The sequence below is a fragment of the Micromonospora sp. NPDC050200 genome, from assembly GCF_040656135.1.
Lineage (GTDB): Bacteria > Actinomycetota > Actinomycetes > Mycobacteriales > Micromonosporaceae > Micromonospora.
The window spans coordinates 74,747-101,595 of sequence record NZ_JBFALG010000018.1 but is presented as its reverse complement, the minus strand read 5'-3'; the positions used below and the strand labels follow the sequence as shown (position 1 = coordinate 101,595).

The window sequence follows — 26,849 nt, the reverse complement described above, 5'->3', positions numbered from 1 at the left end:
CCAGTGCATGAGGTGCGAACGTTGGCGTGAGGTCCTGTCGGCACAACTGGACGGCGAGGCGAACGCCGCCGAGCAGGCCGGAGCCGACGCGCACCTTGACGAGTGCGCCGGCTGCCGCACCTGGCTGGACCAGGCCGCCGCGGTGACGCGACGCGCCCGGCTGACCGTCACCGCCCCGGCGCCGGACCTGGCCGACGCGGTCCTCGCCGCGCTGCCCGCGGTGACGCCCTCCCACCATGGTTTCCGGAAGCGGGTTGTGCTCACCCTGCGGGGCCTGTTGGGACTCCTCGGTGCCCTGCAACTGCTGCTCGGGCTGGCGCAGGTCGGTCGGGGACCGGCCGGCGGGCACGACCATGCTGGTGTGCTCGCCACAGGGCATCTGTGGCACGAGTCGGCGGCCTGGAACGTGGCGGTCGGGGCCGGGTTCCTGTTCGTGGCGGCGCGGCGCACGCGGCCGACCGGGCTGGTGCCCATGTTGAGCGCGTTCGTGGGCACGCTGGTGCTGCTGTCGGTCAACGACCTGCTGACCGGTCGGGTCGACACCCTCCGGCTGGTCAGCCACGGGTTCCTCCTCGCCGGGTACGCGATCGTGGTGGCGCTGTCGCGGCCCCGCCTGCGGCCCGACGGGCCGTCGTCGCGTGGGCGGGGCGACCGTCCGGGCTGGCGCCTGAATGTCGACGAGGCGCCGGAATCCGGCCCGGCCCCGCTCCGGCTGGTCCCGCCGTACCCGGGTACGGCACAGACCCCCCGCGACCGCCGGGTGGCCTGAACCCGCGGCCCCGCCCGGGGCTGGGTGAGATCAATCACTTTTGTCCTGGAACTTTCTATTTGTCGCGGTCGACCAACCAGCCGACAGTCCGATTCAGCGAAGGGACCATCCATGCCCCGCACCACCGTCACCGACGCGCGTCGTCGCCCGGTCATCCTGCTCGCCGCCGCCGCGGCATGCCTCGCGGTCGGCGTCGCCGGCTGCGGCTCGTCGGATTCGTCTTCGTCGGCACAGCCAAGTCCGTCGGCGTCGGCGAGCGCCACGGCTGGGGTGCTCGGCATCCGGGATCCGTGGGTGAAGGCCGCCGACAAGGGCATGACCGCGGCGTTCGGCACTCTCGTGAACGACGGCGACACCGACGTGACGGTCACCGCCGCGGCCACTGATGTGTCGCCGATGGAGCTGCACGAGATGACCATGAAGGACGGGAAGATGGTCATGCAGCCCAAGCAGGGCGGCATCGTGGTCAAGGCGCACAGCAGCACCGCGCTGCAGCCCGGTGGCGAGCACCTGATGCTGATGGACCTGAAGCAGCCGGTGAAGGCCGGCGACGAGCTGACCTTCACGCTCACCTTCGCCGACGGGGAGACCCAGACGTTCACGGCGGTGGCCAAGCCGTTCACCGGCGCCCAGGAGAGTTACTCCCCCAACCACGGCCAGCCGACGCCGAGCCCGGCAGCATGACCGAGCGCGCCGCTGTCCGCCCGGTGAGCAGGCGTGGCCTGCTCACCGGCGGCGCCCTCGCAGCCGGAGGCGCGCTCGCATCCGCCGCCGTTATCACCGCCCGCCCCGACGAACCGAAAGCCCGGCCCGCGGACGCGGTGCCGGTCGCCGAAGTCGGCAGCGCCGTCGAACCGTTCCACGGTCCGCGGCAATCCGGCGTCGCCACCGACCCGCAGGCCCACGCGGCGTTCATTGCGCTCACCCTCAACCCCGGCACCGACCGGGCCGCGTTGGGTCGGATGTTGCGCCTGCTGTCCGACGACGCCGCCCGCTTCACCCAGGGCCGCCCGGCGCTGGCCGACACCGAACCCGAGCTCGGGCTGCTGCCCGCCCGGCTGACCGTCACCTTCGGCTTCGGCCCCGGCCTCTACACCGCCGCCGGCCTCGACGACCGGCGGCCCCCATCGGTGGCCGACCTGCCGGCGTTCCGCATCGATCGGCTCCAGCCCCGCTGGTCCGGTGGGGACCTGCTGCTGCAGATCTGCGCCGACGATCCGGTCACCGTCGCCCACGCCCAGCGGGTGCTGGTCAAAGACAGCCGCCCGTTCGCCACCGTCCGTTGGGTGCAGCAGGGCTTCCGCCGCGCCGCCGGCACCGAACCCGGCCGCACCCAGCGGAACCTGTTCGGCCAACTGGACGGCACCGCCAATCCGCGACCGGGTAGGCCGCTGGAGACTGCAGTGTGGGTGCCCGACGGGCCGGCCTGGCTGCGCGACAGCACCAGCCTGGTCGTCCGCCGGATCAGCATGAACCTGGAAACCTGGGACCTGCTCGGCCGCGCCGACCGGGAACTCGCCGTCGGCCGGCGCCTCGGCACCGGTGCTCCGCTCACCGGCACCGCTGAGCACGACCAGCCCGACTTCGCCGCCACCGGCCCAGACGGGCTGACCGTCATCCCCGACTTCTCCCACCTCACCCGCTCGCACGTCACCGACGACCGGTTGAAGATCCTGCGCCGCCCCTACAACTACGACGGCACCCCTACTCCCGAGGGGCACGCCGACAGCGGGCTGATCTTCGCCTCCTACCAGGCCGACGTCACCCGCCAGTTCCTGCCCATCCAGCAACGGCTGGCCGAACGGGACCTGCTCAACGAATGGACCACCCCGATCGGCTCCGCCGTCTTCGCCATCCCACCCGGCTGCCCCGAGGGCGGCTGGATAGGCCAGCAACTGCTCGGCTGACCACCACCAACCACGGAGAGAACCAGTCATGCCCATTCGAATCCGCCGCCCGAGCTCCGCCGGGCTGGTCGCCGCCGCGCTGGCCGCGCTGGCGGTGCTGCTGGCGCCGGCCACGCCCGCCGCCGCGCACAACTCGCTACAAACGGCCAACCCCGCCCAGGACGCGCGTCTCGCCGCACCACCGACGCAGATCACCCTGAAGTTCCTGCAGAAGCTGGACCCCGCCTTCACCACCATCGTGCTCAGCGACGCCAACCAGCGGAAAGTCCCCACCAGCGAACCCGCCGTCACCGGAACCACGGGCACAGTGATGATCAGCCAGCCGCTGGCCAACGGCACCTACACCGTCGCCTACCGGGTCGTCTCCACCGACGGGCACCCGGTGCAGGGCTCCTACTCCTTCACGGTCGCCGATCCCGCCGCCAGCGCCGCCCCAACCGCCAGTGCCGCCCCGGACATGGCCGCCTCTGCTGCCGCCAACACCGGCGCCGCGTCCCCCACGTCGGCCAGCCCGGCGGCCTCGGCCCGCCGCTCCGACGGCTCTGGCCAGACGCTGCTGGTGGCCGGCGGGATCGCCGCCGTGGCCGTTGTCGCCGGGGTCGTGATGCTGCGGCGTCGACGCCGCGCCGCCTCCTGACCGAGACCCACCGGCTCCGTACGCTCCCGCCCGTCCGCAACCTACCAGGGACATCGACGTGTCAGACACCCGTTCGCACCAGCCTCAGCCGCACCGTGTCCCGGACGGCTCGCCAGGGGTGAGGACGACGAACATCGGCGACGGCCGGACCCCGGGGGCACGCGGAAACCGCACCACGGGCTGGACGGGCTCAGTCGTGGTCGCGGTCGTGGCCGTGGTGTCGGCGGGGGCGGCACTGCTGCTCGCCTTGCGGGCCGGCGGGGCGCTCGCGGTCGCGATCCCCGGCCTGCCGGATCCCGGACCGGTCACGACCTGGGCGTTGCCCCTGGTCCGGCTGCTGAGCGACGCGCTCGCCACGCTGGCGGTCGGGATGCTGGTCACGGCGGCGTTTCTGCTGCCCGGGGACGGGCCGAGCGTGTCCCCCCACGGCTGGCTGCTGCTGCGGCGCGCCGGCGCGCTGGCCGTCGGGTGGGCGGCCGCCGCCCTGGCGCTGATCGTGCTGACGGTCTCGGACCTGCTCGGGGTCCCGCTGCAGCGGCTCAGCGCGGCCGCCGTCATCAGCTTCGCGTCCTCGATCTCCCAGGGGCGGGCGCTGCTGCTGCAGGCCGGGCTGGCGCTGGCCGTGGCGGTGCTCGTCCGGGTAGGCGTGTCGCGTGGGCTCGCCGCCACGGCAGCGCTGTTCGCGCTGGTCGCGGTGGCACCGCCGGCGTTCACCGGACACGCCGCCGGGGCCGGCAACCACCAGATCGCGGTCAGCAGCCTCGTCCTGCACGTGCTGGCGGCCGCGCTGTGGGTCGGCGGCCTGGCCGCTCTGTTGATGGTCCGTCGCAGCCGTCACCTCGCCGACGCCGCCGCCCGGTACAGCCGCCTCGCCCTGGGCTGCTTCACCGCCGTCACGGTCAGCGGACTCGCCAACGCCGCCGTACGCCTCGGCACCGTCGACCAGCTGTGGCAGTCCCGGTACGGGTGGCTGATGGGCGGCAAGCTCGTCGCGCTCGTGATCCTCGGCGCCGCCGGCGCGGCACACCGGTCCCGCACCCTGCCTGCCCTGCACGCCGGCCGGCGTCGAGCATTCACCCGGCTGGCCGCCGGAGAACTGATCGTCTTCGCCGCCACCCTGGGCCTGGCCGTGGCGCTGTCTCGCAGCCCCACCCCAGTGGCGACCGACCCCGTCGACGCCGACCCACTGACCGAGCTGCTCGGCTTCCCGCTGCCCGCCGCCCCCACCCCGGGCAACCTGCTCGGCCAACCCCTGCCGGACCTGTTCTTCCTCACCCTCACCGCCGGTGCGGCCGCCGCCTACCTCGCCGGGGTGCGACGGCTGCGCCGAGCCGGACACCGCTGGCCGATCGCCCGCACCGCCAGCTGGCTCACCGGCCTGCTGATCCTCGCCGCCTTCACCGGCCTCGGCGTCGCGCGCTACGCGTACGTGCTGTTCAGCGCCCACATGGCGCAACACATGGTGCTGTCCATGCTGGTGCCGATCCTGCTCGTCGGCGGCGCCCCGGTCACCCTCGCCCTACGCGCCCTGCGCCGCCCGACCGACCCGCAGGTCCACGGCGCCCGGGAATGGCTGCTGATCGCCCTGCACAGCCGGCCCACGAAGCTGCTCACCCACCCACTGGTCGCGCTCGGCATCTACACCGGCAGCCTCTTCGGGCTCTATTTCAGCGACCTTCTCGGCACGCTGATGCGCTCCCACCTCGGCCACCTCGCCATGCTGGTCCACTTCGTGGCCGCCGGCTACCTGCTGTTCTGGGTGCTCATCGGCGTCGACCCAGGCCGGCCGAAAATCCCCCACCCCGTCCTCATGCTCATCCACCTGGCGGCGATGATGGCCCACGGCTTCTTCGGCCTGGTGCTCATGCAGACCACCACCGTCATCGCCCCGGACTGGTACACCTCCGTCCACCCCGCCTGGGCCTCGTCCCTACTGGTCGACCAGAAGCTAGGCGCCGGCATCGCCTGGGCATTCGGCGAGATCCCCGCCGCCGTCGTCATGATCCTTCTCGTCCGCCAGTGGATCCGCGCCGACCAGCGAGAACAGGCCCGCCTCGACCGCGCCGCCGACCGCGCCGAAGCCACCGGCGAAGACGACGACCTCACCCGCTACAACGCCTTTCTCGCGGCCGCCAGCCAGGCCGGCGAGGACCAGCGGCCGTAGCCGACGACACCGAATATGACTCGGCCCTGTGACGCCACGTCGCGGCAGGCCGTCGCACCGGCATTCACGGCCGGGAAACTGCGACCAGGCCAACCGCTGCGCCGTGGTGGGTGGAGCGATGGCTGCCGCTGGCGGTCACTCGGCCCGGGATGTGCGCCGCCGGTAGGCGGCAAGAACGAGGTCAACGCACAGGAAAGCCAGCAGTGTGATCCCCAGCAGGGGCAGGAAGATCCCGAAGACGGCCGCGACCGCGGCTACGGCCACCAGCCCGGGCCACGGGAGCGCCCACAGTCCCCCGGCCCGTACGGCTGGGCCGGGACGCCACGGGGCGGCGGTGGTGGGGCGCCGCTGCCACCACATCCGGTAGCCGAGGACCACCATCACGACCAGCCCTATGGCGAGGCCGGCGAGGGCGATCTGGTTCGGCAGCCCGAACAGGACTCCCATGTGGATGTCGACGCCCCAGCGGGCGAGCTTGGCCATGAAGGGGTATTCGGCAAAGCGCACGGTGTCGGTGACGGCCAGGGTGGCGGGGTCGACGGCCGCGGCGTCAACGGCGGTCGGGAAGGCGCGGTGGACCTCGGTGACGGTCCAGGTGGCCCCCGGTTCAGCGGGGAGCCCGATCTCGACCTGGTCGGAGGTGATGTCGGCCGCCCGTGCGGCGGCGAGCACCTGGTCGATCTCGTCGACGTTCACCGCGCCCGTCCCGCCGGCTGCGGCGCGGTGGTCACCGTGGCCGCTCGGGCTGTTCCCCGCCGCAGCGGACGCCGTCGTGGTGACCAGGGTTGGGGTGGACCAGCCGACGCGGGCCCGCAACTCGGTGACGTTGTCCCCGGCCAGACGCGACCAGGTCAGACCGGTGGCCGACAGTGCCAGCAAGCCGAGCACCAGCCAAACCCCCAGCGCGCCGTGCCAGGAACGGGTACGGGCCCGGCCCTGCGCGCCCGACTCGGGAAGCAGGAGGGCGCGTGCCGACCGGCGGGCGCGGACCCGTGCCACCCACAGCACGAGCCCACCCAGCGCCACCACCCACAGCCAGGACGCGGCGAGCTCACTGTAGAGGCGGCCCACCTCCCCCAGATGCAACGACCGGTGCAACTCGTCGATCCAGGAACGCACCGGCAGCGCGCCGCTGGTGCCGTACACCTTTTCCTGGCCGAGCACCTTGCCGGTGGCGGGGTCGACGAACACCGCGTGCCGGTAGGACTCCGCCATGGTGCCGTCGTCGAACAGCACCCGAGTCGTACCCCCTTCGGGCGCCGGCCGGACGGCGACCAAACCCGGCACCGTGCTCACCTTCGTCGCGGCAGCCACCTGCTCGGTCAGCGGCACCCGCGCCGACGAGGACGCCGACGATGCTTCGAGCAGGTCGGCGTAGACCACCCGCTCCACCTGCGGGCTGAGCGCGTAGAGCCCACCGCTCACTGCCGCCACCAGCAGGAAGGGGGCGATCAGCACACCCGCGTAGAAGTGCAGACGCAGGACCAGGGGTCGCAGCAGCGACCACATTCCCCGCCGCGCAGGCCGCACCGGCTTGTCGGATATCTGGTCGATCGTGGTGTCGCTGTCCACGGTCAAGGCAGAACTCCTCGTTCAGGGTGCGACGGCACCGGCCTTGCCGGCACCGCCGAGGAAGGTCAGGCACCGGTTGGATCAGTAATAGAGTCGTCCGCCGGCCCTCGCTGGTTCCCGCAACGCCTCGACATATTGACGGCGGTTGAGGACTTTTCACACAACGAGCACTGCTGACCGACATCGAGCGACAACCGGCCCCGGCTGCCCGCCGATCATTGGCACACGCCTACGGCATGCTGCCGCAGGCGCCACGCCGCTCAGGCCACGTTAATCGTGTACTGCGCGGTGTGCACCTTCCCGTCGACCTGGAAGTCGAAGAACGCCCGGTACCGGCCGGCGCTCGGCGCGGTCAACCAGACCTTGACCGCCCCGTCGACCAGTTCCTGCTCCGGGTGGACATGCACATAGCCCAGGTCGCCCTCGCGGACCACGACCAAGTGCCCATACGCGCCCAGGTAGCGCTGCAACTGTGCGGGCGCGCCGGTGCGGTTGACCCGGAAGACCATCGGCGTCGCCACCCCGACGGTGGGCGTGCCGTCCATCGACACGGTGAACGGCCCGACCACCGCCTGCGGCTGCGCCGGCGGCAGCGCGGCCGGGGTGTGCGCGCCCGGCACGTCGTGGTCGACGCCCAGGACCAGCGGCAGCGGGCTGCTGTCGGTCCCGGCCAGGGAGAAATCGGCGTAGATGCGGTAGCCGCCAGCCCGGGTCAGCTTCAGGGGGACGCTCCAGGTGCCGTCGGGCGCCATCGTGGGGTGCAGGTGCTGGTAGCTGGTCAGGTCGCGACCCACCACGACCAGGTGCAACGGCTTGTCGTGTACGACCGTGAAGCGCGTCGCCGCCTGCCGGTCGGCTCCGACGATCCGGAACCGGTAGTCCACGCTCACACCGGCCGACTGAGACCGCCGCACGGGCTGCAGGGTGTAACCGCCGGCGCTGACCAACGTCCCGGTCGTCTGCGTCTGACTCGCGTTGCTGTCGCCCGGATGGGTGTGCGCCCCGGTACCCGCCGCGTGCTGGTGCCCGTCCCCCGCTGCCAGAACTCGCGGCGTGGCGAGCGGCCCACCGGCGCGTGCCGCGGCCGCCGGTACGCCAGCGGCGGTCCGCTCGTTGCCTGTACCGATCCGCCCAAGCCCGAATCCGGCCAGTAGGGCCACCACCAACCCGCCGACGAGCAACGCGAAACGCGTGTTGCTCAACCGAGGCCCGAGCGCCAGGGCAAGGCCGGCCATGTCGGACGCCACCACCTGGCCGGCGGTCACAGGCCGCGCCGGGGGACTCGCCGAGGTCCCGTCCTGCCCGGCCACCGACAGCTCGGTCGCGGCGGCCGCCCCGGCGGCGACAACCGCCCTGTTCTTCTGCGTCGCAGGGACTGCGGCCGGTCCCCCCTTGCCGACGGAGCCCGACGCCGCGGCCTTGCCGTTGGCGCTGGCGCGATTGGCCGCGCCCGTTCTGCCCCTTGGGCGGGGGCCAGCGCCCTGCTGCCGAGAGGCCGCGCCAGAGACGCGGCCCCGCCCGGAGGCCCTGCCCGCGGAAGCCGGGCGGCGGCGCCAGCCCACGAAGCCGGCCACCGCCGCCGCGATCGCCACCGCCCAGCCGGTCCATGCCATCCAACCGAGGTCACCCTCGCCATCCGAGGCCATCGAAGCAGCGGCCACCGCAGACGAGGACGCCGACAGCGGTGGCGCAGCCGGCGGGGCCGACGAAACGGGCAATGCAGCCGACGACGACTCCGGACCGTGCCCGGACGTCCCGTGCTGCTCGGCGGCCGCCACCAGCGACGGATCCGGCTGACTGGTCGGCGGACGCCATCCCGGCGGCGGGGCCGTCGCCCGCCCCGTGTAGCGGAAGCTCATCGTGCCCCGCACCGGCTCACCGTCCGAGGCCACCGACAGGTAGCTCACCGAGTACTGCCCCGCCGCCGGCAGATGCGCCAGCGTCACCACCGCCGGGAACCCCGTCGCGTACTCCCGCGGCTCGAACTTCCCCCCGACCAGGAAGTACTCCTTCACCGGCTTGTCCAGCTGCTTGGGCGACCCATGACCCCAGCCGTTGTCGACCCGACCGCCGCCCGGCGCGGTGATCGTGAAGTACGCGTTGTCGGGGACCTTCTCCGTGAAGTAGAGCTCCACCGCCGCCAACGGCTCGTTCACCGTGGCCCCATCCGCTGGCGTGGACGCCGCCAAGGTGCCGTGAGCTGCTGCCGGCTGGGCGAACCCGAAGACCACGACCGCTGAGACGAGGACGAACGCGAGCAGGCCCGAGGCCACACGTCCAAGAGCCGGAGGCAGACGACGCATCAGAGCATCCTCGCCACGGCGAGGCTTTAATCAAGGCATCGGCAACTTTTTATGCAAATGGCAAAAGTTCTGCCCGATGCGACTCGACATCCGCACCTGAGCCACAAAACTCCGCTACGCCAGCACGGCGAGCGACTCATCCCCACCACGGGGCGGGAGTCGCCAAGCATCCGCAGCGTGAAGGACGGGACGTGGACGACAAGACAACGGCTACCCGCCTAGCCCTTGCCGCCGGTCAAGGCGACCAGAGCGCAGCGGCCGCGTTCATCCGCGCCACCCAGCAGCAGGTCTGGCGGTTCATCGCCCACCTCGCGGGGCCTAACGAGGCCGACGACCTGACCCAGGAAACCTACCTACGGGCACTGCGCAGCCTGCCGAAATTCGCCGCCGCTTCCTCCGCTCACACCTGGCTGTTCGTGATCGCCCGACGGGTCGTCGTCGACCACCACCGCGCCGCAGCCGCCCGACCCCAGCCGGCCCGGTTGGAAGACCGGCAGAGCATCACAGGCTCGCGAGGCGGCTTCCCGGTCGAGGACAAGGTCATCCTGCGGAGACTCCTGGACCACCTCCTACCCGAGCGGCGGGAAGCATTCGTCGCCACGCAAGTGCTCGGCCTCTCCTACGCCGAGGCCGCAGAAGTCTGTGGCTGTCCGGTCGGCACGATCCGGTCCCGGGTCGCCCGCGCCCGCGCCGACCTCATCACCGCCATGGCCGACACTGACACCCCCGGCAACTGGGACCGCCGCTCCAGCTGACTCGAAGTGCTCGCGGCGTCCGATGTAGCGCTGCACGGGCTCCCACTGTCCCGGTTCGGAGATGGTCCGCTGATCCACTGGGCTTCCCCGCGCTCCCGCTCCCAGGGGCGCCGCCGTCAACCGGTTCGTCGAGCAGCAGGTTTGGCCGTTCCCCAGAGCGACCGCCAGCGCGAACTGGGAGCGCTGGCCGCCGGAGAGCTGACCGGCCTTCTGCCCCAATGGATGGGCCCATCCGCGTCCGCACCCCGGTCGGGGGACTCGCCCGCCGGGTGCAGCGTGCATGCGCCAGCAGCAAGCCGAGCAGACCCAGGGCCAGGGTGACCGGATCGTACGTCCGTTAGGGTGCTCCACCTGGCCACCCTGGCCCTGGCCCGCTCCACCGACGTGAGGGTCGGCGGAGGGCAGGATGGCAGCCTGCAGGAGGGGTGTTAGATCAGCCGGGCGAGAACCCCGGACTCAATCACGATCACGGCACCGATCAGCATGAACACGCCCGGCACGATCCAGTGTCCGAACCGTTCAACGACGTCAACCACCTTGCGACGGGAGCCGAGCCAGGATCCCGCCAGGCACCAGACAGCGACCCCGACAGCGAACACGGCGACCGTGACCAAGCTGGCGGTGACGCCGATCGTTCGGAACATGGGGGTGTAGACGGAGATGTTGTCCGCGCCGTTGGCCACCGTGACTCCGACCACGGAGGCCAGGCCAGCAGCCACGGCCGGAGTGGGCAGCTCCTCGTCACTCCGGCTGCGGATCGCCCCGATCAGGCCCCGCACGCCGAGGCCGAACGGGACCAGGCCCAGCAAACCCACCCATTGGTCAGGGATGACCGTCAGGCCGAGGGCGGCCACGGCCGAGGCGGCAACCAGGGCTGCGACCCCGACGTACTGGCCCACCCAGATCTGCCACGGCTGAGGCTTTCCCGACGCCCTGGCAGACAGGAACAGCACGGTCAGGACGATGATGTCGTCGATGTTCGTGCCCGCGAACACCCCGACCGCAGCGGCGAGGGTCCCGACAAGATCTCCCACGGCTAGGCACTGTACGGCCCAAACGGGAAGCAGGCAGACGGCGAAAGAAGCGGCGGGCGAGCGACGCCAGGACGCACCAGCAACCAATCGCGCGGCAAGCTCGTCGGCGAGCGCGTTGAGGCAGACAAGTCGCCTCCGCAGGCTGCGGTGCGTGAGGTGAAGGCTCAGCTGGATCTGACGGTAGTGCTGGGCCAGCTGGTGGTGGTTGGTCAACTGGGTGCCGCCGCAGCACGCTATCCCCGCCGGGCATGCTGGCTGCGGATCTCCGGCCGACCGGGACAGACGGTTTCGGCGGGCGGCTGTGTCTGAACCTTCAGCGCCCGACCCTATCGGCCTGCTCGACCTCGTGGCCCGCTGGGCCATCAAGCTCGTCCAGCGACCCAAGACCGCAATTGCCGTTGTCGCCGGCATGACATGAGCTGCCCACCTCCACGGCGGACAGCTCGTCCGCCCCACTCGTCCCTGCCGTCCTGCCCACCCGCCCAACACCGATGGCAACACTGAGCCGGGCCATCGCCTCGACATCCAGCCATGCCAGGGAATGGTCGTGGCCGGGTCCTCCGCAGACGGCCGGCCTCGAGTAGGCAGCCGGTGAGCTGCCCCTACCCGCGCCCGCCCGGCGAATGCGCCGGATCGAATCCAGCCAGCCGGCGCTGCTCGCTGCTCTCGTCGCCCACGACCTGCTCGTCGTACACCAATCACCCTGTGGTGCGGGCGGCGGCTCGCTCGACGCCCTGCTGCCAGATCTGCCGGCCGGGAGCAAGTCGTGGTACCAACGGAGCGGGTAGTTGCCGGCATACTGCTGCCATGGCTGACGGGCCCCATGGACCAAATGTCGTCCGTGCCGGGGAATCTTCCCTCCTTCTCGTTGGGGTCAGCGGCGGTCAGGCGGTGCACCTCGTGCGCCGCCACGAGCAAGCGGAGCCAGGTCGCGGTGCCGTGCCCGACTACTTCTTCGACCGGGCGAACAGCGACCGGGAGGAGGCCCTGCGCCGGTACGACATCGCGGCGCTGCGGGATCCGGTGTGGGCGCACACAACGATGTGCGGTCGGATCTGGGCGGTGATGGTCGGCGGTGACGGTGGAGCACTCAGCAGATACCGAAAGCCGGCCTTCGCGCCGACGTGTCGACGCTGTCTGACGCTGATGGATCGCCTGTTCCCCGCGCCTGCGGTTGACCGGCGGGTACCGGTCGTCGCGCAGATCGTCTTCGAAGCGGTACACAAGCACGGATACGCGGAGGTGCGGGGCGTGCCCGGTGATCAGCTCGCCGTTCTACGGAAGGAGATTCGGTCGCTGATCAGGCAACGGACGGGCCACCCGAGCGAGACACTCGTTCACGGTGACCTCCTGCATGTGGTGTGCGAGCCGCTGCGAGACCCAGAGGCTGAGATGCGGACAGCTGCGGAGGCAATCGACGCCGTGCTGTTCGGGAAGCAGCCGCTGCCGTCGGTGCGGTCCGACCGGGATTGGGTGGTGTCCTGGAGCGCGTGGGCACAGCCGTAACAGCCTTACCCGCCGCCGGCGAAACGACCGTCACCTACCGGAAGGGGTGCATTGAGGCGAGTGGGTGTGGTTCGCCGGCCATGGCGGCGAGGGCGGTGGCGACGGCGTTCAGGTCGGCTTTGATGTAGGTGGTGGTGGCGGGTCCGCGGCGGTCGGTGTGGCCGGCGTAGGCGCGCGCGATGCCGTAGCCGAAGTGGCGTTCCACCCAGGTGAGGGTGGTGTGGCGTAGCCAGTGGGTGGAGATCCCCTGCGCGGCGACCCAGGGCAGACGTTCGCCGATTCGTCTCCACAGGTGGTCGTAGCGGCGGCTGCTGATCGGCCGGCCGTTGCGGTAGCGCAACAGCCGGTCGGTGGGCAGGACCGCGCCCCGAGCCTGGGCGTGATCGAGGAGGCGTTCGGCGAGGGTCGGGGTGATGGGTTGCCAGCGCAGGGTGCCGCCCTTCTCCGTGAGACAAACCAGCGCGTGGGTGGTGTCCAGGTCGATCAGGCGCAGCGCGAGGGCGCCGCCGCGGCGGCACGCGGTTTCCGTGTGCAGGCGCAGCAGCAGGGCGTCGAGGACAACATCGTTGCCGCTGGTACGCGCGACCACGTTGATGTCCTGCAGTTCCTCGGGCGTGAGGGCGCGGCGGGGATTGGGTAGCCGGCGCGGCTTAACGACCCGGTGCGCCGGGCTATCCGCGGCGGTGAGGTAGCCGTCGGCGACGGCACGGCGGTAGACGGCGCGGGCGGCCGCGACGACATGCTCCCCCGCGTGGCGACCCTGCCGGCCCGTGCGTCGAGACCGGGCGGTGGCGGTGACCTGCATGAGGGCTTCGATGTCGCTGGCGGTCACCTCGTCTAGCCGCAGATGGCCGAGCGCGGCGGCCATGCGGTTCCAGTAGGTGCCGTAGGTGCGGCGGGTGCCCGGACTGGCCGCGGCCGCGACCCGCGGCAGGTATTCGGCGAGCGTCGGCATACGACGCGACGTGTCAGGTTCGGAGACGAGGTCAGCCAGGGTGAGGCCAAGGTGCGTGAGCATCTGTCGGGCGGTGACGATGCGTGACGGATCAGCCGGCATGAGAGGCACCTCCGAGGACAGTGGCGTGCAGGTCCGCGAGGAGCCGCGTGATGGTGTTCGAGGGGTGCACGACGAGCAGATCGCGCGCCGGGAAGGCGACCAGGAGCACCGCCTGGTACGGGTGGACGCCGCACATCTGCCGGGCCGCGGCGGGCAGGGGTAGCGCCCCGCGGGCCCCGACGACGTGCGTCCCGTCGGGTGCCGCGGTGACCAGGAGAAGGCAGTCGGCGACGTCGATGTGGAGGCGGTGACCGGACGGCCAGCCCAGCGCCCGCAGCAGCGCTCGGGCGGCCACCCGGCCGTCGGCGTCCGGGCGGGCCACGTCGAAGACGACGTCGTCGACCGGTTCCCGCGCAGCTGGGAGGGCTTCGGGCAGCGCGGGCATCGGGGCTGGTGGCGGTGCCGGGCGAGGAAGCGGGGTGGGGATGACCGCGCCGATGAGCTGCTCGTCGAGGTGTCGGCGGGTCGGTTGCCGGGGGGCGGTCATGGTGACCGCCGCAGGCGCTCGCGCGGCCTCAGCGCGTGGCGCCGAGAGCCCTGATCGTCGATGGGTGCACGGATGCTACGGGGTGTCCTCATCGGGAGCCACCGCGGTGGTGAGCTCCCGTGACCTCGCACGAAGACTGGTGTCCGAGGGGGGACTTGAACCCCCACGCCCTATACGGGCACTAGCACCTCAAGCTAGCGCGTCTGCCATTCCGCCACCCGGACCTGCTCGTCCAGCCTACCCTGTCGGCCGCCGCCGGCTCTCCGGCCGGCCAGCCGCCCCTGGTGGGCCGCACGGGGCATTACTGTACACGGCCGAGATGGATCATGCACATCGCCGCCCGACCGGCTCAATGTCGAGGCATACGACCAGGTCAGAGGCTTGGAGCGGAGACCACCGGCAGGGCGTCCCGTCGGCCGGGTAGCGTCCGGGCACCGTCTACCGGCAGCATTGCCCACGTGTCACAGCCCTCCCCCCTCGTCGCGGTCCAGCAGCGGGCGCTCGCCCTCCGTTCCGCCGGTGATCTCCCAGCCGCCCGCAGGCTGCTGGCCGACACGATCGCCTCGGCCCGGCCCGCCTACGGCGAGGACCACCCGGAGGTGCTGGGCACCGCCCACCTGCTGGCGCGGATGCACCGCGAGGCCGACGACCCGGCCGCCGCCCGTCGGGTGCTGGAAGCGGCCTACGCGGCGGGTGAGCGCCGTTGGAACGGCGCCGAGCCGCTGATGCTCGCCATCTCCTTCGACCTCGCGTCCGTGGCCGAGGAGCTGGGCAACCGGCACGAGGCCCGACGCAACTACACTCGGGTGGCCACCGCCGGGCCCGCCGTGCTCGGCGAGCACCACCCCGCGGTACGGGCGGCCCGGCAGTACCTCGGCGGCGTGACACCGGCGGCTCCGGCGACGCAACCTCCGCCCGTCGCCCAGCCCGGGCCGGTGCCGCAGCCCGGGCCGGTCCCGCCCCGGCACCCGGTGTCGCACCCGGGGCCGTCCGCCGTCCGGCAACCCGCTCCGCCCAGCACCCCGCCGACGACCAGCGGCGCGTTCTCCGCGCCCACGGTCGCCGTCCCGCAGCAGAGACCGGCCGCACCGCCGGTTCGGCCGCAACCCGCGGCGCCGATGCCCCAACAGCGGACCGTGCCACCGGCACCCCAGGTTCCGGCCCCGCCCCGGCAGGCGTCCGCGCCGGCGCAGGTGCCACCCCCACGGCAGATGCCGGCAGCCCAGGTGCCACCGGCGCCGCCGCCCGGGGCGGCCCCGCAGGTTCCGCCCGCACCCCAGGTCGCCGCGCCGCACCGCCAGGTGTCCGTGCCGCCGGCACCCCAGGTACCGGCCCCCCGGTCGGCCCCACCCGCACCGCACCCGCAGGCGCGACCGACGCCGCATCCGCCCGTGATGTCCCCGCCCGCCCCGCCCCGACCCGGGCCACCGGCGCACGTCGCTCCGGCCACGTCGCCGTGGGCACCGCCGCATTTGCAGGCACCGGCCGTGCCCCCGCCGGCGCCACACCAGGTACCCGCGCCACCGAGTGCGGGTAGCGGCCCCGCCAGGCCGACCGTGCCGCCGGCACCCGGCCCCGCCGTGACGCCGCCGGCTCCGCACCCCGCGCCGGCCCGGGCGGCTGTTCCACCACCCCCCGTCCCCCAGCGGGCACAGGTGCCGACCGGCCCGGTGCCCGCACCTCCGGTCGTGCCACCCCCGCCCCAGGTGCCGGCCCGGCCCCCGGCGCTTCCGGCCCCGCCCGCGCAGCCGGTCGACGCGGCACCGACGCCGCTCCCGCCCGCTCCGCTGCCGACCACCGGTACGCCGGGCCCGATGACCACCGGCACCACCGGTACGCCGGGCCCGGTAACCACCGGCACGGCCACCTCGCGGGCCCTGCCGGCCGCGCCGCCCGCTCCGCCCCCGTCGGCCGCGCCCCCCGCCCCGTCCGCCGAACCGGTGGCCGCGCAGCCACCGCAGCCGGCGGCCCCCAGGGCGCGTGGCTGGGACCGGCCGACCATCCAGGTCCAGCAGATCGGTCCGCTGCTGCGTGAGGAGGCTGAGCGCCAGGCGTCGGCACCGCAGGCGGCGACCCGGCCGACCGATGCTCCGGTCAGCGCACCGCCGGTCAGCGCACCGCCGGCGTCCGCCCGGCCGGTGGCCGCACCGCCGGTCGTCAGCGCACCGCCGGCCACCGCGCACCCGGTGAGCGCTCCCCCGGTCCCCGTCCGCCCGGTCGGCGCTGCCCCCACTCCCCCGTTCACGGCGCCCGCACAGCCGGTCAACGCGGCGCCCACGCCACCGGTCAGCGCGCCACCCGCCAGCGCGCCACCGGTCCCGGCGCCCACGCTGGTGCACCCGGGCAACGCCCCGCAGCCGCCCCACCGTCCGGTCGCCTCACCGACCCACCCCGTGAGCACCCCGCCGGCACCGAGCCACCCGGTGCACAGACCACCGATGCCGCCCGTGGTCAACGCGCCGCCGGCGCCCCACCACCCGGTCAGCGCAGCACCCGTGAGCACCCCGCCGGTCAGCGCGCCGCCGTGGGGGCTGACCGCGCCGCCATGGAGCAGCGTGGCGCCGCCGCAGCCGCTGACCACACCCTCGGTCGACGACGAGCCGACCGAGGACGACGATGCCCCCGCCGACACCGACGGACCGATGGAGGTCGTCAACGAGCCGCTGGTCGCGTACGACGTGCCGGAGCGGGTGGTGGAGAAGGCCGACGGCTCGTCACCGGTCGCGGTCGACCAGCCGCAGGAGGCGACGTACCCGCCGGTCAGCCCGGTGTACCAGCCGCCGCTGCCGCCCGCGTACCCGATGGAGGCGCCGCCGGAGCGGCGCGGACGGGGTCGCATTGTGCTGGCCGTCGTGGCGGGTGTCGCGGTGGTGGGCGTGGCGGGCCTGGTCGGCGCGGTGGCGCTGGACCGCGACGAGCCCGCCGTCCCGCCGGCCCCGTCGGGGGGCGCCTCGGGCGCGGCGAAGGCGACCGGTGCCCCGCCGGGCGACCTGAAGCTGCGCGACGACGCCACGACGGTCACGATCACCTGGACCGACCCGACGGGTGGGGGCGTGCCGTTCATGGTCGCCGGGGGGCGCGCCGGTAAGGCTCTCGGCGTGATGGCCACCGTCGATCCGGGACAGACGACCTACACGGTGAACGGGCTCAGCGCCACGGTGGACTACTGCTTCACGGTGCTGGCGGTCTACTCCACGGACGCCTTCGCCACGTCCGGCCAGGTCTGCACGGACCGGGAACGGCGTACCCCGTTGGGCTGACGGGCCGTCCACCTCGCACACGCTCGGTGTCCACAGGGGGACCCAGCGGGTTTCCTCGTGCTGGCCCGGCCCATATGATGTCCCACGGCTCAGGGGAGGGTCGCCGGGGACACGGCGCGCCACCTGGGCAGCCAGACGGGGAGGCAGCCGGACGTGTCCACCATCGACGACGCCGCGAGCACCGTGACCGACACCGGCGCACCGCCACGCCGCTCCCGGATGCGCGGCGGGCTGGTCACCATCGGCACGGTGGGCGCGCTGCTGGCGGCGATGGGGCTGACGGTGCTCGGGCTGGGCGCCGCCGACAACGCGGTGGCCGACTACGACGCCAGCAGCTGGTTGTGGAGCGCGGCGCGCAGCGAGATGGCCCGGGTCAACGGCGTCACCGCGCGGGTCGACACCCGGATGGAGATTCCCGGCGCTCGTCGGCACCCGATGCAGGTCACCCAGACCGACCGGCTGCTGATCCTGCGCGACCTGAACACCGGCCAGGTCAGCTCGCTGGACCTGGCCACCCTGCAGATCACCGCGACCACCCGGACCACCCCCGGTCTCGGCGTCAACGTCGCGCTGCACGAGGACGCGGCGTTCGTCGTCGACGCCGTGCAGGGCATCGTCCGGCAGCTCGACCCGCGGTCGCTCACCCCGGTGGGCGAGCCGGTGCGCTACCCGCCGGGCATCACCGGCGGCGCGTTCGACGGCAAGGGCCGCCTCTGGATCGCGATCCCGAGCGAGGGCACCGTCTCGGCGGTCACCGCGGCGGAGCTGCCCGCCGCCCCCGCCTCGGCCGGCAACCTCAGCCCGGAGCGGGTCGAGACGTACACCGTGGCGGAACCGAGCCACGAGCTGGTGGTGTCCACCCTGGACGACGGCGTGGCGGTGCTGGACCGCACCTCGGTGTCGCTGGTCACCGTCCACGCCGGCGAGACCCTGCGCGCCCCGCTGACCATGTCGTCCGCGGGCACCCTGCCGGCCCGCACCAGCGGCCCGGCCGTACCGGTGACGGTGGGCGGCGAGCGGCGGGTGCATGTCGTCGCCGGCGGCAGCGAGGTACGGCAGTTCACCGTTCCGGGCACCGGTGACCGGCTCAGCGCGGCGGTCGCCTGGGCCGGCCGGTTCTACTGCGCGGACGAGGCCAGCGGGACCGTCTACGCCTTCGACGGCGCCGGCCAGCTCGTCGACACCATCCGGGGCAAGGGGATGACCGGCCCGCTGGAGCTCGACGTGCGGGAGAACCGCCTGTTCATCAACGCGCCCGACTCGTCGACGGCGCGGGTGGTCGACGACAAGCACCAGGTGCGCGAGGTCAACAAGTACGCCAACGACGTACTCGGCGGCGACCCGCCGCCGGTCCCCCCGCCGCCGCCCCCGCCGAAGAAGCCGAAGGTGGGCAAGCCGAGCGCGCCGCGCAGCGTCACCGCGTCCGCCGGCAACGCGCAGGCCCGGGTGACCTGGAAGCCGGCGGCCGCGAACGGCGCCGAGATCACCAGGTACGTCGTGGAGGGCGCCGGCCGGAGGCACGAGGTGGGCGCCAACCAGCGGGCGGTGGAGATCACCGGCCTGACCAACGGCGAGACGTACACCTTCTCGGTGCACGCGGTGAACGCCAAGGGCGACGGCCCGGCGCGGAAGAGCAACCCGGTCACGCCGACCGCGGCCGTGCCGGACCCGCCGGCGAGCGTGACCGCGGAGGCCCGGCCGGACGGGACGGTGCTGGTGAGGTGGCCGGCCGCCAACGGCCAGGGCAACACCATCGCGAAGTACGCGGTGACCGCGACCTCGGCCGGCACGAACGCCCCGGCCGGCGAGTCGACCAAGACCGAGCTGGTGGTGCCGGCCGGTGAACTGGAGTACGGCACCCAGTACGCCTTCACCGTGGTGTCCGTCAACGACAAGGGCGCCGGCTCGGCGGCCTCGCCGGTGAGCAACACGGTGGTGCCGTTCGCGCCGCCCGGGCAGCCGGTCGGACTGCGGGCGACCACGGTCGCCGACCAGCCGGGCACGATCGCGGTGCGGTGGTCGCCGGCGCTCGACAACGGCCGCCCGGTGACGAAGTACCTGGTCGACGTCGCGGGCCGGGTCAGCGAGGTGACCGACACGCAGACCACCGTGGGTGGGCTGGGTGACGGGCAGAACGTCACGGTCAAGGTGAAGGCGGTCAACGAGGCCGGCCCCGGCCCGGAGGCCACCACCACCGCCCGGACGGTCGCGCCGCCCCGGGTGACCGTGACCGGTTCGTCGGCCACCGCCACCTCGGCGACCGTCACCTTCACGGTCGACGCGGGCGGCGGGCAGGCGACCTGCATGTTGAGCACCGCCGGCGAGACGGCGAAGCCGGGTCCCTGTTCCAGCATCACGATGCCCGGTCTGACGCCGGGTACGGCGTACACGTTCACGGTCACGGCGAGCAACGCGGCCGGCAAGGGCACCGCCGACCGGGCGCAGACCACCGACCCGCTGTACGGCATCGCCACCTGCAACAACGGCGCATCCGGGCCGGAGGCGAGCTACTGCGACAAGGAGGTGGACGGCCGCAACGGCAACGAGGTCTTCTCGGTGCCCCGGCAGGACAACAACAAGCAGGTGGGCTGGGCCAAGCCGGGCACCCGACTCAAGGCGTACTGCAAGAAGCAGGGCGAAGAGGTGTACGCCTACATCTACAACAACAACAAGCGCAGCACCTGGTGGGTGCAGGTCGAGTACTCCGGACGGAACTACATCCCGTGGGCCTGGCTCAACCTGGAGGGCGGCGACAACATCAACGTCCTGCCCACCTGCTGACGCCGCACCACCCAGCCGAGGAGCACCACCACCGTGAACAGCAGCCACGAACCGCTCACCCAGCCGGAGGTGCAGGGCTTCGCCGCCCTCGCCGCCCGGCTGGCGGAGAACGTCAACGCGGTCGTGCTGGGCAAACCGCAGGTGGTCCGGCTGGCGCTGACCGCGCTCTTCGCGCAGGGGCACGTCCTGCTGGAGGACGTACCCGGGGTCGGCAAGACCACCCTGGCCCGGGCGATCGCCGTGACGGTCAAGGGTGAGTGGCGCCGCATCCAGTTCACCCCGGACCTGCTCCCCTCGGACGTCTCCGGGGTGACCATCTTCAACCAGGCCACCCGGGGTTTCGAGTTCCACCCGGGCCCGGTCTTCGCCAACATCGTCATCGCCGACGAGATCAACCGGGCCTCACCGAAAACCCAGTCGGCGTTACTGGAGGTGATGGAGGAGCGCACCGTCACCGTGGACGGCGTCCGGCACCCGGTGCCGCAGCCGTTCCTGGTGGTGGCCACGCAGAACCCGGTCGAGATGGACGGCACCTACCGGTTGCCGGAGGCGCAGCTGGACCGCTTCCTGGTGAAGCTCTCGGTGGGCTACCCGGACGAGTCGGTCGAGGTGGAGGTGCTGCGTGGGGCGACGGTCCGCTCCCCCGACCAGCTCAGCGCGGTCACCGACACCGCCACCGTCGGGGAGATGGTCCGGATGGCCCGCCGGGTGCACATCGCCGAGCCGCTCTACGCGTACGCGGTCCGGCTGGCCGCCGCGACCCGCAACCACCCGCAGGTACGGGTCGGAGTCAGCCCCCGGGGCGTGATCGCGCTGACCCGCGCGGCGTGCGCGTACGCGCTGATCGACGGCCGGGGCTGGATCATGCCGGAGGACCTGAAGACGCTCACCGAGCCGGTCTTCGCGCACCGGCTGCTGCTCACCCCGGACGCGCAGGTGCGCGGGGTGACCGCCGCCGAGGTGCTGCGCCAGGCGGTCGGGTCGGTGCCGGTGCCGCTGCCGTCGGGCCAGCCGGCCCCGGCGCACAGCTGACCGGCCGTACGCCGATGGGAATCACCGCCCGGGGGGTCGGGCTGCTCGGCGCCGCCGTGCTGCTGCTCGGCGCCGGTTTCCGCTTCGCGTACCCGGAGTTGGCGCTGCTCGGCGCGGCTGCCGCGGTGGCGGTCGGCTACGCCGTGGCGACCGCGGCCTGGCGACCCCGGCTGCAGGTCACCCGCAGCGCCGACCCGGATCGGGTGGCCCGGGGCGAGCCGGCCCACATGACGGTCACGGTCCGCAACACCGGGCGGCTGCGGGCGGCGAACCTGCTGGCCGAGGACCGCTGCGGCCCCTCGACGGTGCCCGTGCCGGTGCTGCAACTGCGTCCCGGGCGGGACACCACGGTCCGGTACGAGGTACCGACCCGCCGCCGGGGCGTGGTGCCGGTCGGGCCGCTGCGGGTCACCCGGCGCGACCCGCTGGGGCTGGTGGCGCTCTCCCGCCCGTACGGGGGGACGGTGCCGGTCTGGGTGCACCCGCGGATCCACCCGCTGACCGCGGTGCCCACCGGCGCGGGGCGCAGTCTGGACGGCCGGCTGGACGGCGTCCCGCACGGGTCGATCACCTTCGACTCGCTGCGCGAGTACGTGGTCGGCGACGAGCTGCGCCGGGTGCACTGGCGTACCAGCGCCCGGGTCGGCGAGCTGATGGTGCGGGAGAACGTGGACACCAGCCTGCCCCGGATCGTGGTGCTGCTCGACAACCGGTCCGCCACCCACCCGCAGCGGGTGGACGGGGTCGCCGAGTCCTTCGAGTCCGCCTGCGAGGCGGCCGCCTCGGTGGTCACCGCCGCCGTCCGGGCGGACCTGCCGGTGGCGCTGCTGCTGGTGGCGCCCGGCGAGGACCGGGCCGGCGATCCGCCGCTGGACCGGCTGGCCGCGGTCGAGCTGACCGACGGCGACGCCGGGACGTTGCGCACCTCGGCGAGCCGGCTGCGCCACGACCGGGCCGGCGACACCCTGGTCTTCCTCACCGGTCCGGGCGGGCGGGGGGACCTGAGCCAGCTGGGCGCGCTGCGCGGGGCGTACCCGTCGGTGGTGGTGGCGGTCTTCGGCGCGGACGGGCCGACGCCGGCCGCCGCGGCCGGCCCGGTGGTGCTGGACGTGGCCGACGGCGCCGGGTTCGCCGCCGAGTGGGACGGGGTCCGCCGGTGGTGACGACGCAGGCCCGCCCGACCGTCCCCGGCCCGGCCGCGCCGCGGGGCGACGGTCGCGGCGCGACGGCGCGGCGGGTGCTGCGCGCGGTGCCGGTGCCGTTCGCGCTGGTCGTGCTGACCGCGCTGGCCGGAGTGGTGCTCGGCCGGGTGTACGCGGGCGACCTGCTGACCCGGCTGATGCTCGGCGCGGCACTCGGCTCGGTGCTGGTCAGCGTGGCCGCCCGGCGGCTGCCCTCCTGGCTGGTGGCGCCGGTGTCGGTGGCCGCGATGGCCGGCTGGACGGCCTTCTCGCTGCACCTGGCCGCCCGGCACGCCGACCTGACGGGCGACTTCGGGCCGATCGTCGCCGACGCGGCCCGCAACGGCATCCCCCGGCTGCTCACCGCGATGATCCCGGTCGAGCCGGCGCCGGACACCGTGCTGGTGCCTCTGGTGGCGGCCTGGCTGGCCGGGCTGACCGGGGCCGAGGTGGCGCTGCGCGCCGGCCGCACGCTGCTCGGCTTCCTGCCGCCGGCGCTGCTGTACGCCGGCGCGCTCTACGTGGTGGGGCCGAACGCGGACCCGGCGACCTGGCCGTCGGTGGCCTTCGCCGGCGCGGTCGCGCTGGGGCTGGCCTCGTCCGGCCCGCGGGGCGCGCCCGAGGCCGCCGATCCGACCGCCGGGCTGGCCCCGTCGGTCCGAGCGGCCGTGCGGGCCCGGCTGGTGGCGGGCACCGCGCTCGGCCTGGCGGTGGTGGTGGGGCTGGCCGCCCTGCTCGGGCCGCTGCTGGCCGCCCGGGTCGACGAGCGGCCGGTGGACCCGCGCCGCTACGTGGAGCCGCCGCGGGTGGAGTCGCTGGACGAGAACCCGCTGATCCGGATCTCCGGCTGGGCCCTCAACCCCGAGCAGAAGCTGCTGGACGTGCGTACCCAGGCGCCGGCCGGGGCGGAGAGCCGAATCCGGCTGGCGGTGCTCAGCGACTACGACGGGGTGACCTGGCGGGTCGGGGCGACCTACCGCAACGCCGGGCGGATCCTGCCCGCCGCGCAGCCGGGGGCCGGGCCGGTGGAGACCGTGCGGCAGGAGATCACGGTGGCCGACCTGACCGGGCGGCTGCTGCCGGCGGTGGCCACCCCGCGCGAGGTGACCGGCGCGCGGGTGGCGTACGACCCGGCGAGCGGAACGCTGATCCGCCCGGAGGGGCTGAGCCCGGGACTGCGCTACACGGTCACCTCGGCCCGGGAACGGCCGGACGTGAACCTGCTCGCCACCGCCGACGTGCCGGCCGGCGAGGAGGTGGCGCGGGTGCTGCGGGTCGCCGACGGGACGCCGGAGCCGCTGCGCCGGCTCGCCACCCAACTCGCCGAGGACAACGGCGCCCCGTACGCCCGGGCCGCCGCGATCGAGCAGTTCCTCGCCGAGCACTACCGGGTGGTGGCGGACGCGCCGAGCGGGCACGCCTACCCGAATCTGAACTTCTTCCTCTTCGGACCGCGCGGCGGCGGCGGGCAGCGCGGCACGTCGGAGCAGTTCGCGGCGGCGTTCGCGGTGCTGGGCCGGCTGACCGGCCTGCCGACCCGGGTGGTGGTGGGCTTCTCCTCGCGCGGCGACGGGCCGGTCCGGGCCGCCGACGCGTTCGCCTGGCCGGAGGTGCTCTTCTCGGGCGTGGGCTGGGTGCCGTTCGACCCGCTGCCCCGGCCGGACGCCGAGCCCCGCCCGGTGGAGGAGGACTTCCGGCCGACGCCGGACGACCCGCCCCCGTCGGAGGTGCCCGAGCCGACCCTGGAACCGACCGCGACTCCGCCGGCGGTGGCCGCACCCGACCGGCCCGCCGATGGTGCCGGCGTGCCGACGCCGGTGCTGGTCGGCGGGGCAGTCGCCGGCCTGCTGCTGCTGGTCGGAGCGGCGCTGGCCACGCTGGCCGGGATGCGCCGGGCACAGTCCCGGGCACGACGGGAACGGGGTGACCCCGGCGAGCGGATCGCCGGCGCCTGGCGGGAGGTCACCGACGCGCTGCGGCTGGCCGGTCGGCCGGTCGGCGGCGACCTGGCCGCCACCGAGGTGGCCCTGCGCGCCCGGCAGGCACTGGCCGACGCCCGCGCCACGACGGCCGGCGGCCCGACCGCCGGGGCCGGCGCAAACGCCCGACCGGCGGGGCCCGGAGGGCTTGGCGAGCCGACGGGGCCCGCCCCGCGGGGCGCGAACGTCGGCCTGGGAGCCGGCGTGCCCGACGGCGGCGGGTCGGCGCCGTACGGCCCGGCCCTGACGGCTCCGCCTCGCGCGGCCACAGTGGACGGGCCCGACGTGGACGAGTTGGCCACCCTGCTCAACCAGGTGGCCTTCGCCCCGGGCACGGCGACCCCGGCCCAGGCCGACCGGGCGGCGGCAATCGCCGAGGAGTACGTGGCCGCCCTACGCGCCGCCCGCCCCTGGTGGCGCCGCCTGCTCTGGTCGGTCCACCCCGGCCCCCTCCGCTGGCGCCCCTGACCCCGCCCCGCCCGGCCGCCCGCCGTGATTTCGGGCCGCTGAGACGCGAACCTCTTGATCACCGGGCGGAGCGGCGGGAAGGGGGCGAGCGCGGGTCAGGCGCGCAGGCGGCGGACCAGTTTGCGGAGGCCGGCCTGCCAGCCGTCGGGATCCTGGGCGCGGCGCAGTGCGTAACCGGCGACCTCGGGGTGCGGCAGGATGAGGAAACGCTCCTCGGCCAGCCCGGCGACGGCCGCGTCGGCGACCTGGTCGGGGGTGAGCACCGCGCCGGAGGCGGCGATCACCCGGGCGCCCAGGTGACCGTCGGCCAGCCCGTCGGCGAGCATCGGCGTGTCCACCCCCTGCGGGCAGAGCGCGCTGACCCGGACACCCTGGTCGCGGTAGGTGATCGCCAGCCACTCGGCCAGCCCGACCGCGGCGTGTTTGGTGGCGGTGTACGGGGCGTCCCCCACCGCGGTCAGCACCCCCGCCGCCGAACAGGTATGCAGCAGGTAGCCCTCGCCCCGGGCCAGCATCGCCGGCAGCACCGCGCGGGCCGCGTACACGTGGGACAACACGTTGACCCGCCAGGACCGGTCCCAGTCCGCGTCGTCCGCGTCGACGCCCCCGCCGGTGGCCACGCCCGCGTTGGCGCAGAACAGGTCGATCCGGCCGTACCGTCGCTCGGTGTCGGCGACCAGCTCACGGACCTGGTCCTCGTCGGTGACGTCCACGGCGACGGCCCGGGCGACCGGGCCGACGCCCTCGGCCACCGCGCCGGTGGCGGTGGCGTCCAGGTCGGCCAGCACGAGCGCCGCCGCGCCCTCGGCGGCGAACCGGCGGGCCAGCGCGGACCCGATCCCGCCCGCCGCTCCGGTGATCACCGCCACCCGGTCGGTCAGGTTCACGCCCGATCCGGCCCGTTCAGGCCCAGCCGGGCGACCATGTCGCCCAGCGCGGCGGCGCCGCCGGAGGCCAGCTCCGGGGTGGGCAGCAGCGCGAGCACCGGCACGTCCACCCCCGCCTCGGCGTAGCGACGCACCTGGTCACGGCAGTGCTCGGGCGAGCCGTGCAGCACCAGCGCGTCGACCACCTCGTCGGGCACGGCCGCGCCGGCGCCGCGCCGATCCCCGGCGGCCCAGGCCGCCCACATCGGGCCGAGCGCGCTCTCCCGGCCCAGCCAGCGGTGGAACTCGGCGTACGCCGGCACGGTCAGGTAGCTGGTGATCAGCCGCCGGCCGAGGGTGCGGGCGTAGCCGGCGTCCTCGGTGGGGCAGACGAAGATCCGGGCGACGACCTCGAAGCCGGCGCCACGCCCGCCCAACTCGGCGAGGGCCCTCGGCACGTCGTCGGCGGCGAGCCAGTTGAGGATCACCCCGTCGGCCTCCGCGGCGGCCAGCCGGAGCATCCCCGGGCGCAGCGCCGCCAGCAGCACCGACGGCGGCACCGCCGGCGGGCGTTCCAGGCTGAACCGGCGGACGGCGAAGGTGTCGAACGCCCCGTCCACGGTCTCCCCGCGCAGCGCCGCCTTGAGGAAGCGCAGCACGTCCCGGGTACGCCGGAACGGCTCGGTGAACGGGACGGCGTTCCAGTCGTTGACCAGCACCGGCGAGGAGGCGCCGATGCCCAGCGCGAAGCGGCCCGGGGCGGCCTCCGCGAGCGCGGCGGCGCTCATCGCCAGCAGCCCGGGCCCCCGGGTGAAGACCGGGGTGATCGCGGTGCCGAGGCGCAGCCGCGGCTGCCAGGCCGCAGCGAGGGCGAGCGGAGTGAACGCGTCGGCGCCGTTGACCTCCGACGACCAGACGTCGGTGAAACCGGCCCGGTCGAGGGCCGCGTAGACCGCGGCGTGGTCGGCGAGCGGGATACCGCCCAACGGCACCGTCATGCCCCATCGGTTCGTCATCCGGTCGATCGTGCCCGCTCCCCCGTCGGGGAACAAGAGCCGGGATCGGGCGTTTGCCCACCGGTCGGGGCGGCG

The 26,849-nt window shown here is 74.0% G+C and carries 19 protein-coding genes and 1 tRNA gene; 12 read left to right on the top strand and 8 right to left on the bottom strand.

Annotated elements, in window-relative coordinates; all coding sequences use genetic code 11:
- Nucleotides 1-7: 7 nt before the first annotated feature.
- From AB0I41_RS14910 to AB0I41_RS14890, 5 genes are all read left to right on the top strand, one after another.
- A complete protein-coding gene (locus AB0I41_RS14910) occupies nucleotides 8-769 on the top strand; it encodes a zf-HC2 domain-containing protein (RefSeq protein WP_357106763.1) in 762 nt (253 codons plus the stop codon).
- A gap of 111 nt (nucleotides 770-880) precedes the next feature.
- Nucleotides 881-1,453, top strand: a complete 573-nt coding sequence (locus AB0I41_RS14905; RefSeq protein ID WP_357106760.1) for a copper chaperone PCu(A)C — start codon at nucleotides 881-883, stop codon at nucleotides 1,451-1,453.
- A complete protein-coding gene (locus AB0I41_RS14900) occupies nucleotides 1,450-2,676 on the top strand; it encodes a Dyp-type peroxidase (RefSeq protein WP_357106757.1) in 1,227 nt (408 codons plus the stop codon). The genes AB0I41_RS14905 and AB0I41_RS14900 overlap by 4 nt, the downstream gene beginning before the upstream one ends.
- A 28-nt stretch (nucleotides 2,677-2,704) precedes the next feature.
- On the top strand, nucleotides 2,705-3,313 hold the full coding sequence (locus AB0I41_RS14895) for a copper resistance CopC family protein (RefSeq protein WP_357106753.1): 609 nt from the start codon (nucleotides 2,705-2,707) through the stop codon (nucleotides 3,311-3,313).
- Nucleotides 3,314-3,509: 196 nt separating this feature from the next.
- Entirely contained in the window at nucleotides 3,510-5,477 is a 1,968-nt protein-coding gene (locus AB0I41_RS14890; RefSeq protein WP_357106751.1) for a cytochrome c oxidase assembly protein, read from the top strand.
- Nucleotides 5,478-5,612: 135 nt separating this feature from the next.
- Here AB0I41_RS14890 and AB0I41_RS14885 read toward each other — a convergent pair whose 3' ends face one another.
- On the bottom strand, nucleotides 5,613-7,049 hold the full coding sequence (locus AB0I41_RS14885; RefSeq protein WP_357106861.1) for a PepSY-associated TM helix domain-containing protein: 1,437 nt from the start codon (nucleotides 7,047-7,049) through the stop codon (nucleotides 5,613-5,615).
- Between the two features lie 260 nt (nucleotides 7,050-7,309).
- Entirely contained in the window at nucleotides 7,310-9,352 is a 2,043-nt protein-coding gene (locus AB0I41_RS14880) for a copper resistance protein CopC (RefSeq protein WP_357106749.1), read from the bottom strand.
- A gap of 191 nt (nucleotides 9,353-9,543) precedes the next feature.
- On the opposite strand from AB0I41_RS14880, the gene AB0I41_RS14875 reads away from it, so the two are divergent.
- The gene (locus tag AB0I41_RS14875; protein WP_357106747.1) at nucleotides 9,544-10,107 is read left to right on the top strand and encodes a sigma-70 family RNA polymerase sigma factor; all 564 of its coding nucleotides are present in this window, start codon (nucleotides 9,544-9,546) and stop codon (nucleotides 10,105-10,107) included.
- Nucleotides 10,108-10,535: 428 nt separating this feature from the next.
- On the opposite strand, the gene AB0I41_RS14870 is transcribed toward AB0I41_RS14875, so the two are convergent.
- Complete coding sequence (locus AB0I41_RS14870; RefSeq protein ID WP_357106744.1) at nucleotides 10,536-11,354, bottom strand: cadmium resistance transporter; 819 nt, start codon at nucleotides 11,352-11,354, stop codon at nucleotides 10,536-10,538.
- A 726-nt stretch (nucleotides 11,355-12,080) separates the two neighbouring features.
- Between AB0I41_RS14870 and AB0I41_RS14865 the strand changes: the two genes are divergently transcribed.
- Nucleotides 12,081-12,647 carry a hypothetical protein gene (locus AB0I41_RS14865; RefSeq protein ID WP_357106741.1) on the top strand — a complete coding sequence of 189 codons (567 nt, stop codon included), beginning with the start codon at nucleotides 12,081-12,083 and terminating at the stop codon, nucleotides 12,645-12,647.
- Between the two features lie 34 nt (nucleotides 12,648-12,681).
- On the opposite strand, the gene AB0I41_RS14860 is transcribed toward AB0I41_RS14865, so the two are convergent.
- From AB0I41_RS14860 to AB0I41_RS14850, 3 genes are all read right to left on the bottom strand, one after another.
- Nucleotides 12,682-13,704: a site-specific integrase gene (locus AB0I41_RS14860; protein ID WP_357106738.1), complete on the bottom strand. Its 1,023-nt coding sequence runs from the start codon at nucleotides 13,702-13,704 to the stop codon at nucleotides 12,682-12,684.
- A complete protein-coding gene (locus tag AB0I41_RS14855; protein WP_357106735.1) occupies nucleotides 13,694-14,191 on the bottom strand; it encodes a hypothetical protein in 498 nt (165 codons plus the stop codon). The genes AB0I41_RS14860 and AB0I41_RS14855 overlap by 11 nt, the downstream gene beginning before the upstream one ends.
- A 137-nt stretch (nucleotides 14,192-14,328) precedes the next feature.
- Nucleotides 14,329-14,415 (bottom strand) — tRNA-Leu (locus tag AB0I41_RS14850).
- Nucleotides 14,416-14,649: 234 nt separating this feature from the next.
- On the opposite strand from AB0I41_RS14850, the gene AB0I41_RS14845 reads away from it, so the two are divergent.
- The 5 genes from AB0I41_RS14845 to AB0I41_RS14825 all read left to right on the top strand — a co-directional run bounded on the left by AB0I41_RS14845 (nucleotide 14,650) and on the right by AB0I41_RS14825 (nucleotide 24,892).
- Nucleotides 14,650-17,451, top strand: coding sequence for a tetratricopeptide repeat protein (locus AB0I41_RS14845; RefSeq protein ID WP_357106732.1), 2,802 nt, complete (start codon nucleotides 14,650-14,652; stop codon nucleotides 17,449-17,451).
- A gap of 219 nt (nucleotides 17,452-17,670) precedes the next feature.
- Entirely contained in the window at nucleotides 17,671-20,232 is a 2,562-nt protein-coding gene (locus AB0I41_RS14840; protein WP_357106858.1) for a fibronectin type III domain-containing protein, read from the top strand.
- A 33-nt stretch (nucleotides 20,233-20,265) separates the two neighbouring features.
- Nucleotides 20,266-21,264, top strand: coding sequence for a MoxR family ATPase (locus tag AB0I41_RS14835; RefSeq protein WP_357106729.1), 999 nt, complete (start codon nucleotides 20,266-20,268; stop codon nucleotides 21,262-21,264).
- Nucleotides 21,265-21,278: 14 nt separating this feature from the next.
- Entirely contained in the window at nucleotides 21,279-22,427 is a 1,149-nt protein-coding gene (locus tag AB0I41_RS14830; protein ID WP_357106727.1) for a DUF58 domain-containing protein, read from the top strand.
- Between the two features lie 74 nt (nucleotides 22,428-22,501).
- Complete coding sequence (locus AB0I41_RS14825) at nucleotides 22,502-24,892, top strand: transglutaminaseTgpA domain-containing protein (RefSeq protein ID WP_357106855.1); 2,391 nt, start codon at nucleotides 22,502-22,504, stop codon at nucleotides 24,890-24,892.
- 95 nt (nucleotides 24,893-24,987) lie between these two features.
- Here AB0I41_RS14825 and AB0I41_RS14820 read toward each other — a convergent pair whose 3' ends face one another.
- Nucleotides 24,988-25,779, bottom strand: a complete 792-nt coding sequence (locus AB0I41_RS14820) for an SDR family oxidoreductase (RefSeq protein ID WP_357106725.1) — start codon at nucleotides 25,777-25,779, stop codon at nucleotides 24,988-24,990.
- Nucleotides 25,776-26,756 carry an LLM class F420-dependent oxidoreductase gene (locus AB0I41_RS14815; protein WP_357106852.1) on the bottom strand — a complete coding sequence of 327 codons (981 nt, stop codon included), beginning with the start codon at nucleotides 26,754-26,756 and terminating at the stop codon, nucleotides 25,776-25,778. The genes AB0I41_RS14820 and AB0I41_RS14815 overlap by 4 nt, the downstream gene beginning before the upstream one ends.
- Nucleotides 26,757-26,849 lie beyond the last annotated feature (93 nt).

What these genes read in the sequence shown, in the direction of transcription:
- AB0I41_RS14815 (WP_357106852.1), bottom strand. Translation starts at nt 26,756, where the DNA reads ATGACGGTGCCGTTGGGCGGTATCCCGCTCGCCGACCACGCCGCGGTC.
- AB0I41_RS14895 (WP_357106753.1), top strand. Translation starts at nt 2,705, where the DNA reads ATGCCCATTCGAATCCGCCGCCCGAGCTCCGCCGGGCTGGTCGCCGCC.
- AB0I41_RS14860 (WP_357106738.1), bottom strand. Translation starts at nt 13,704, where the DNA reads ATGCCGGCTGATCCGTCACGCATCGTCACCGCCCGACAGATGCTCACG.
- AB0I41_RS14840 (WP_357106858.1), top strand. Translation starts at nt 17,671, where the DNA reads ATGCGCGGCGGGCTGGTCACCATCGGCACGGTGGGCGCGCTGCTGGCG.
- AB0I41_RS14910 (WP_357106763.1), top strand. Translation starts at nt 8, where the DNA reads ATGAGGTGCGAACGTTGGCGTGAGGTCCTGTCGGCACAACTGGACGGC.
- AB0I41_RS14880 (WP_357106749.1), bottom strand. Translation starts at nt 9,352, where the DNA reads ATGCGTCGTCTGCCTCCGGCTCTTGGACGTGTGGCCTCGGGCCTGCTC.
- AB0I41_RS14855 (WP_357106735.1), bottom strand. Translation starts at nt 14,191, where the DNA reads ATGACCGCCCCCCGGCAACCGACCCGCCGACACCTCGACGAGCAGCTC.
- AB0I41_RS14905 (WP_357106760.1), top strand. Translation starts at nt 881, where the DNA reads ATGCCCCGCACCACCGTCACCGACGCGCGTCGTCGCCCGGTCATCCTG.
- AB0I41_RS14900 (WP_357106757.1), top strand. Translation starts at nt 1,450, where the DNA reads ATGACCGAGCGCGCCGCTGTCCGCCCGGTGAGCAGGCGTGGCCTGCTC.
- AB0I41_RS14830 (WP_357106727.1), top strand. Translation starts at nt 21,279, where the DNA reads ATGGGAATCACCGCCCGGGGGGTCGGGCTGCTCGGCGCCGCCGTGCTG.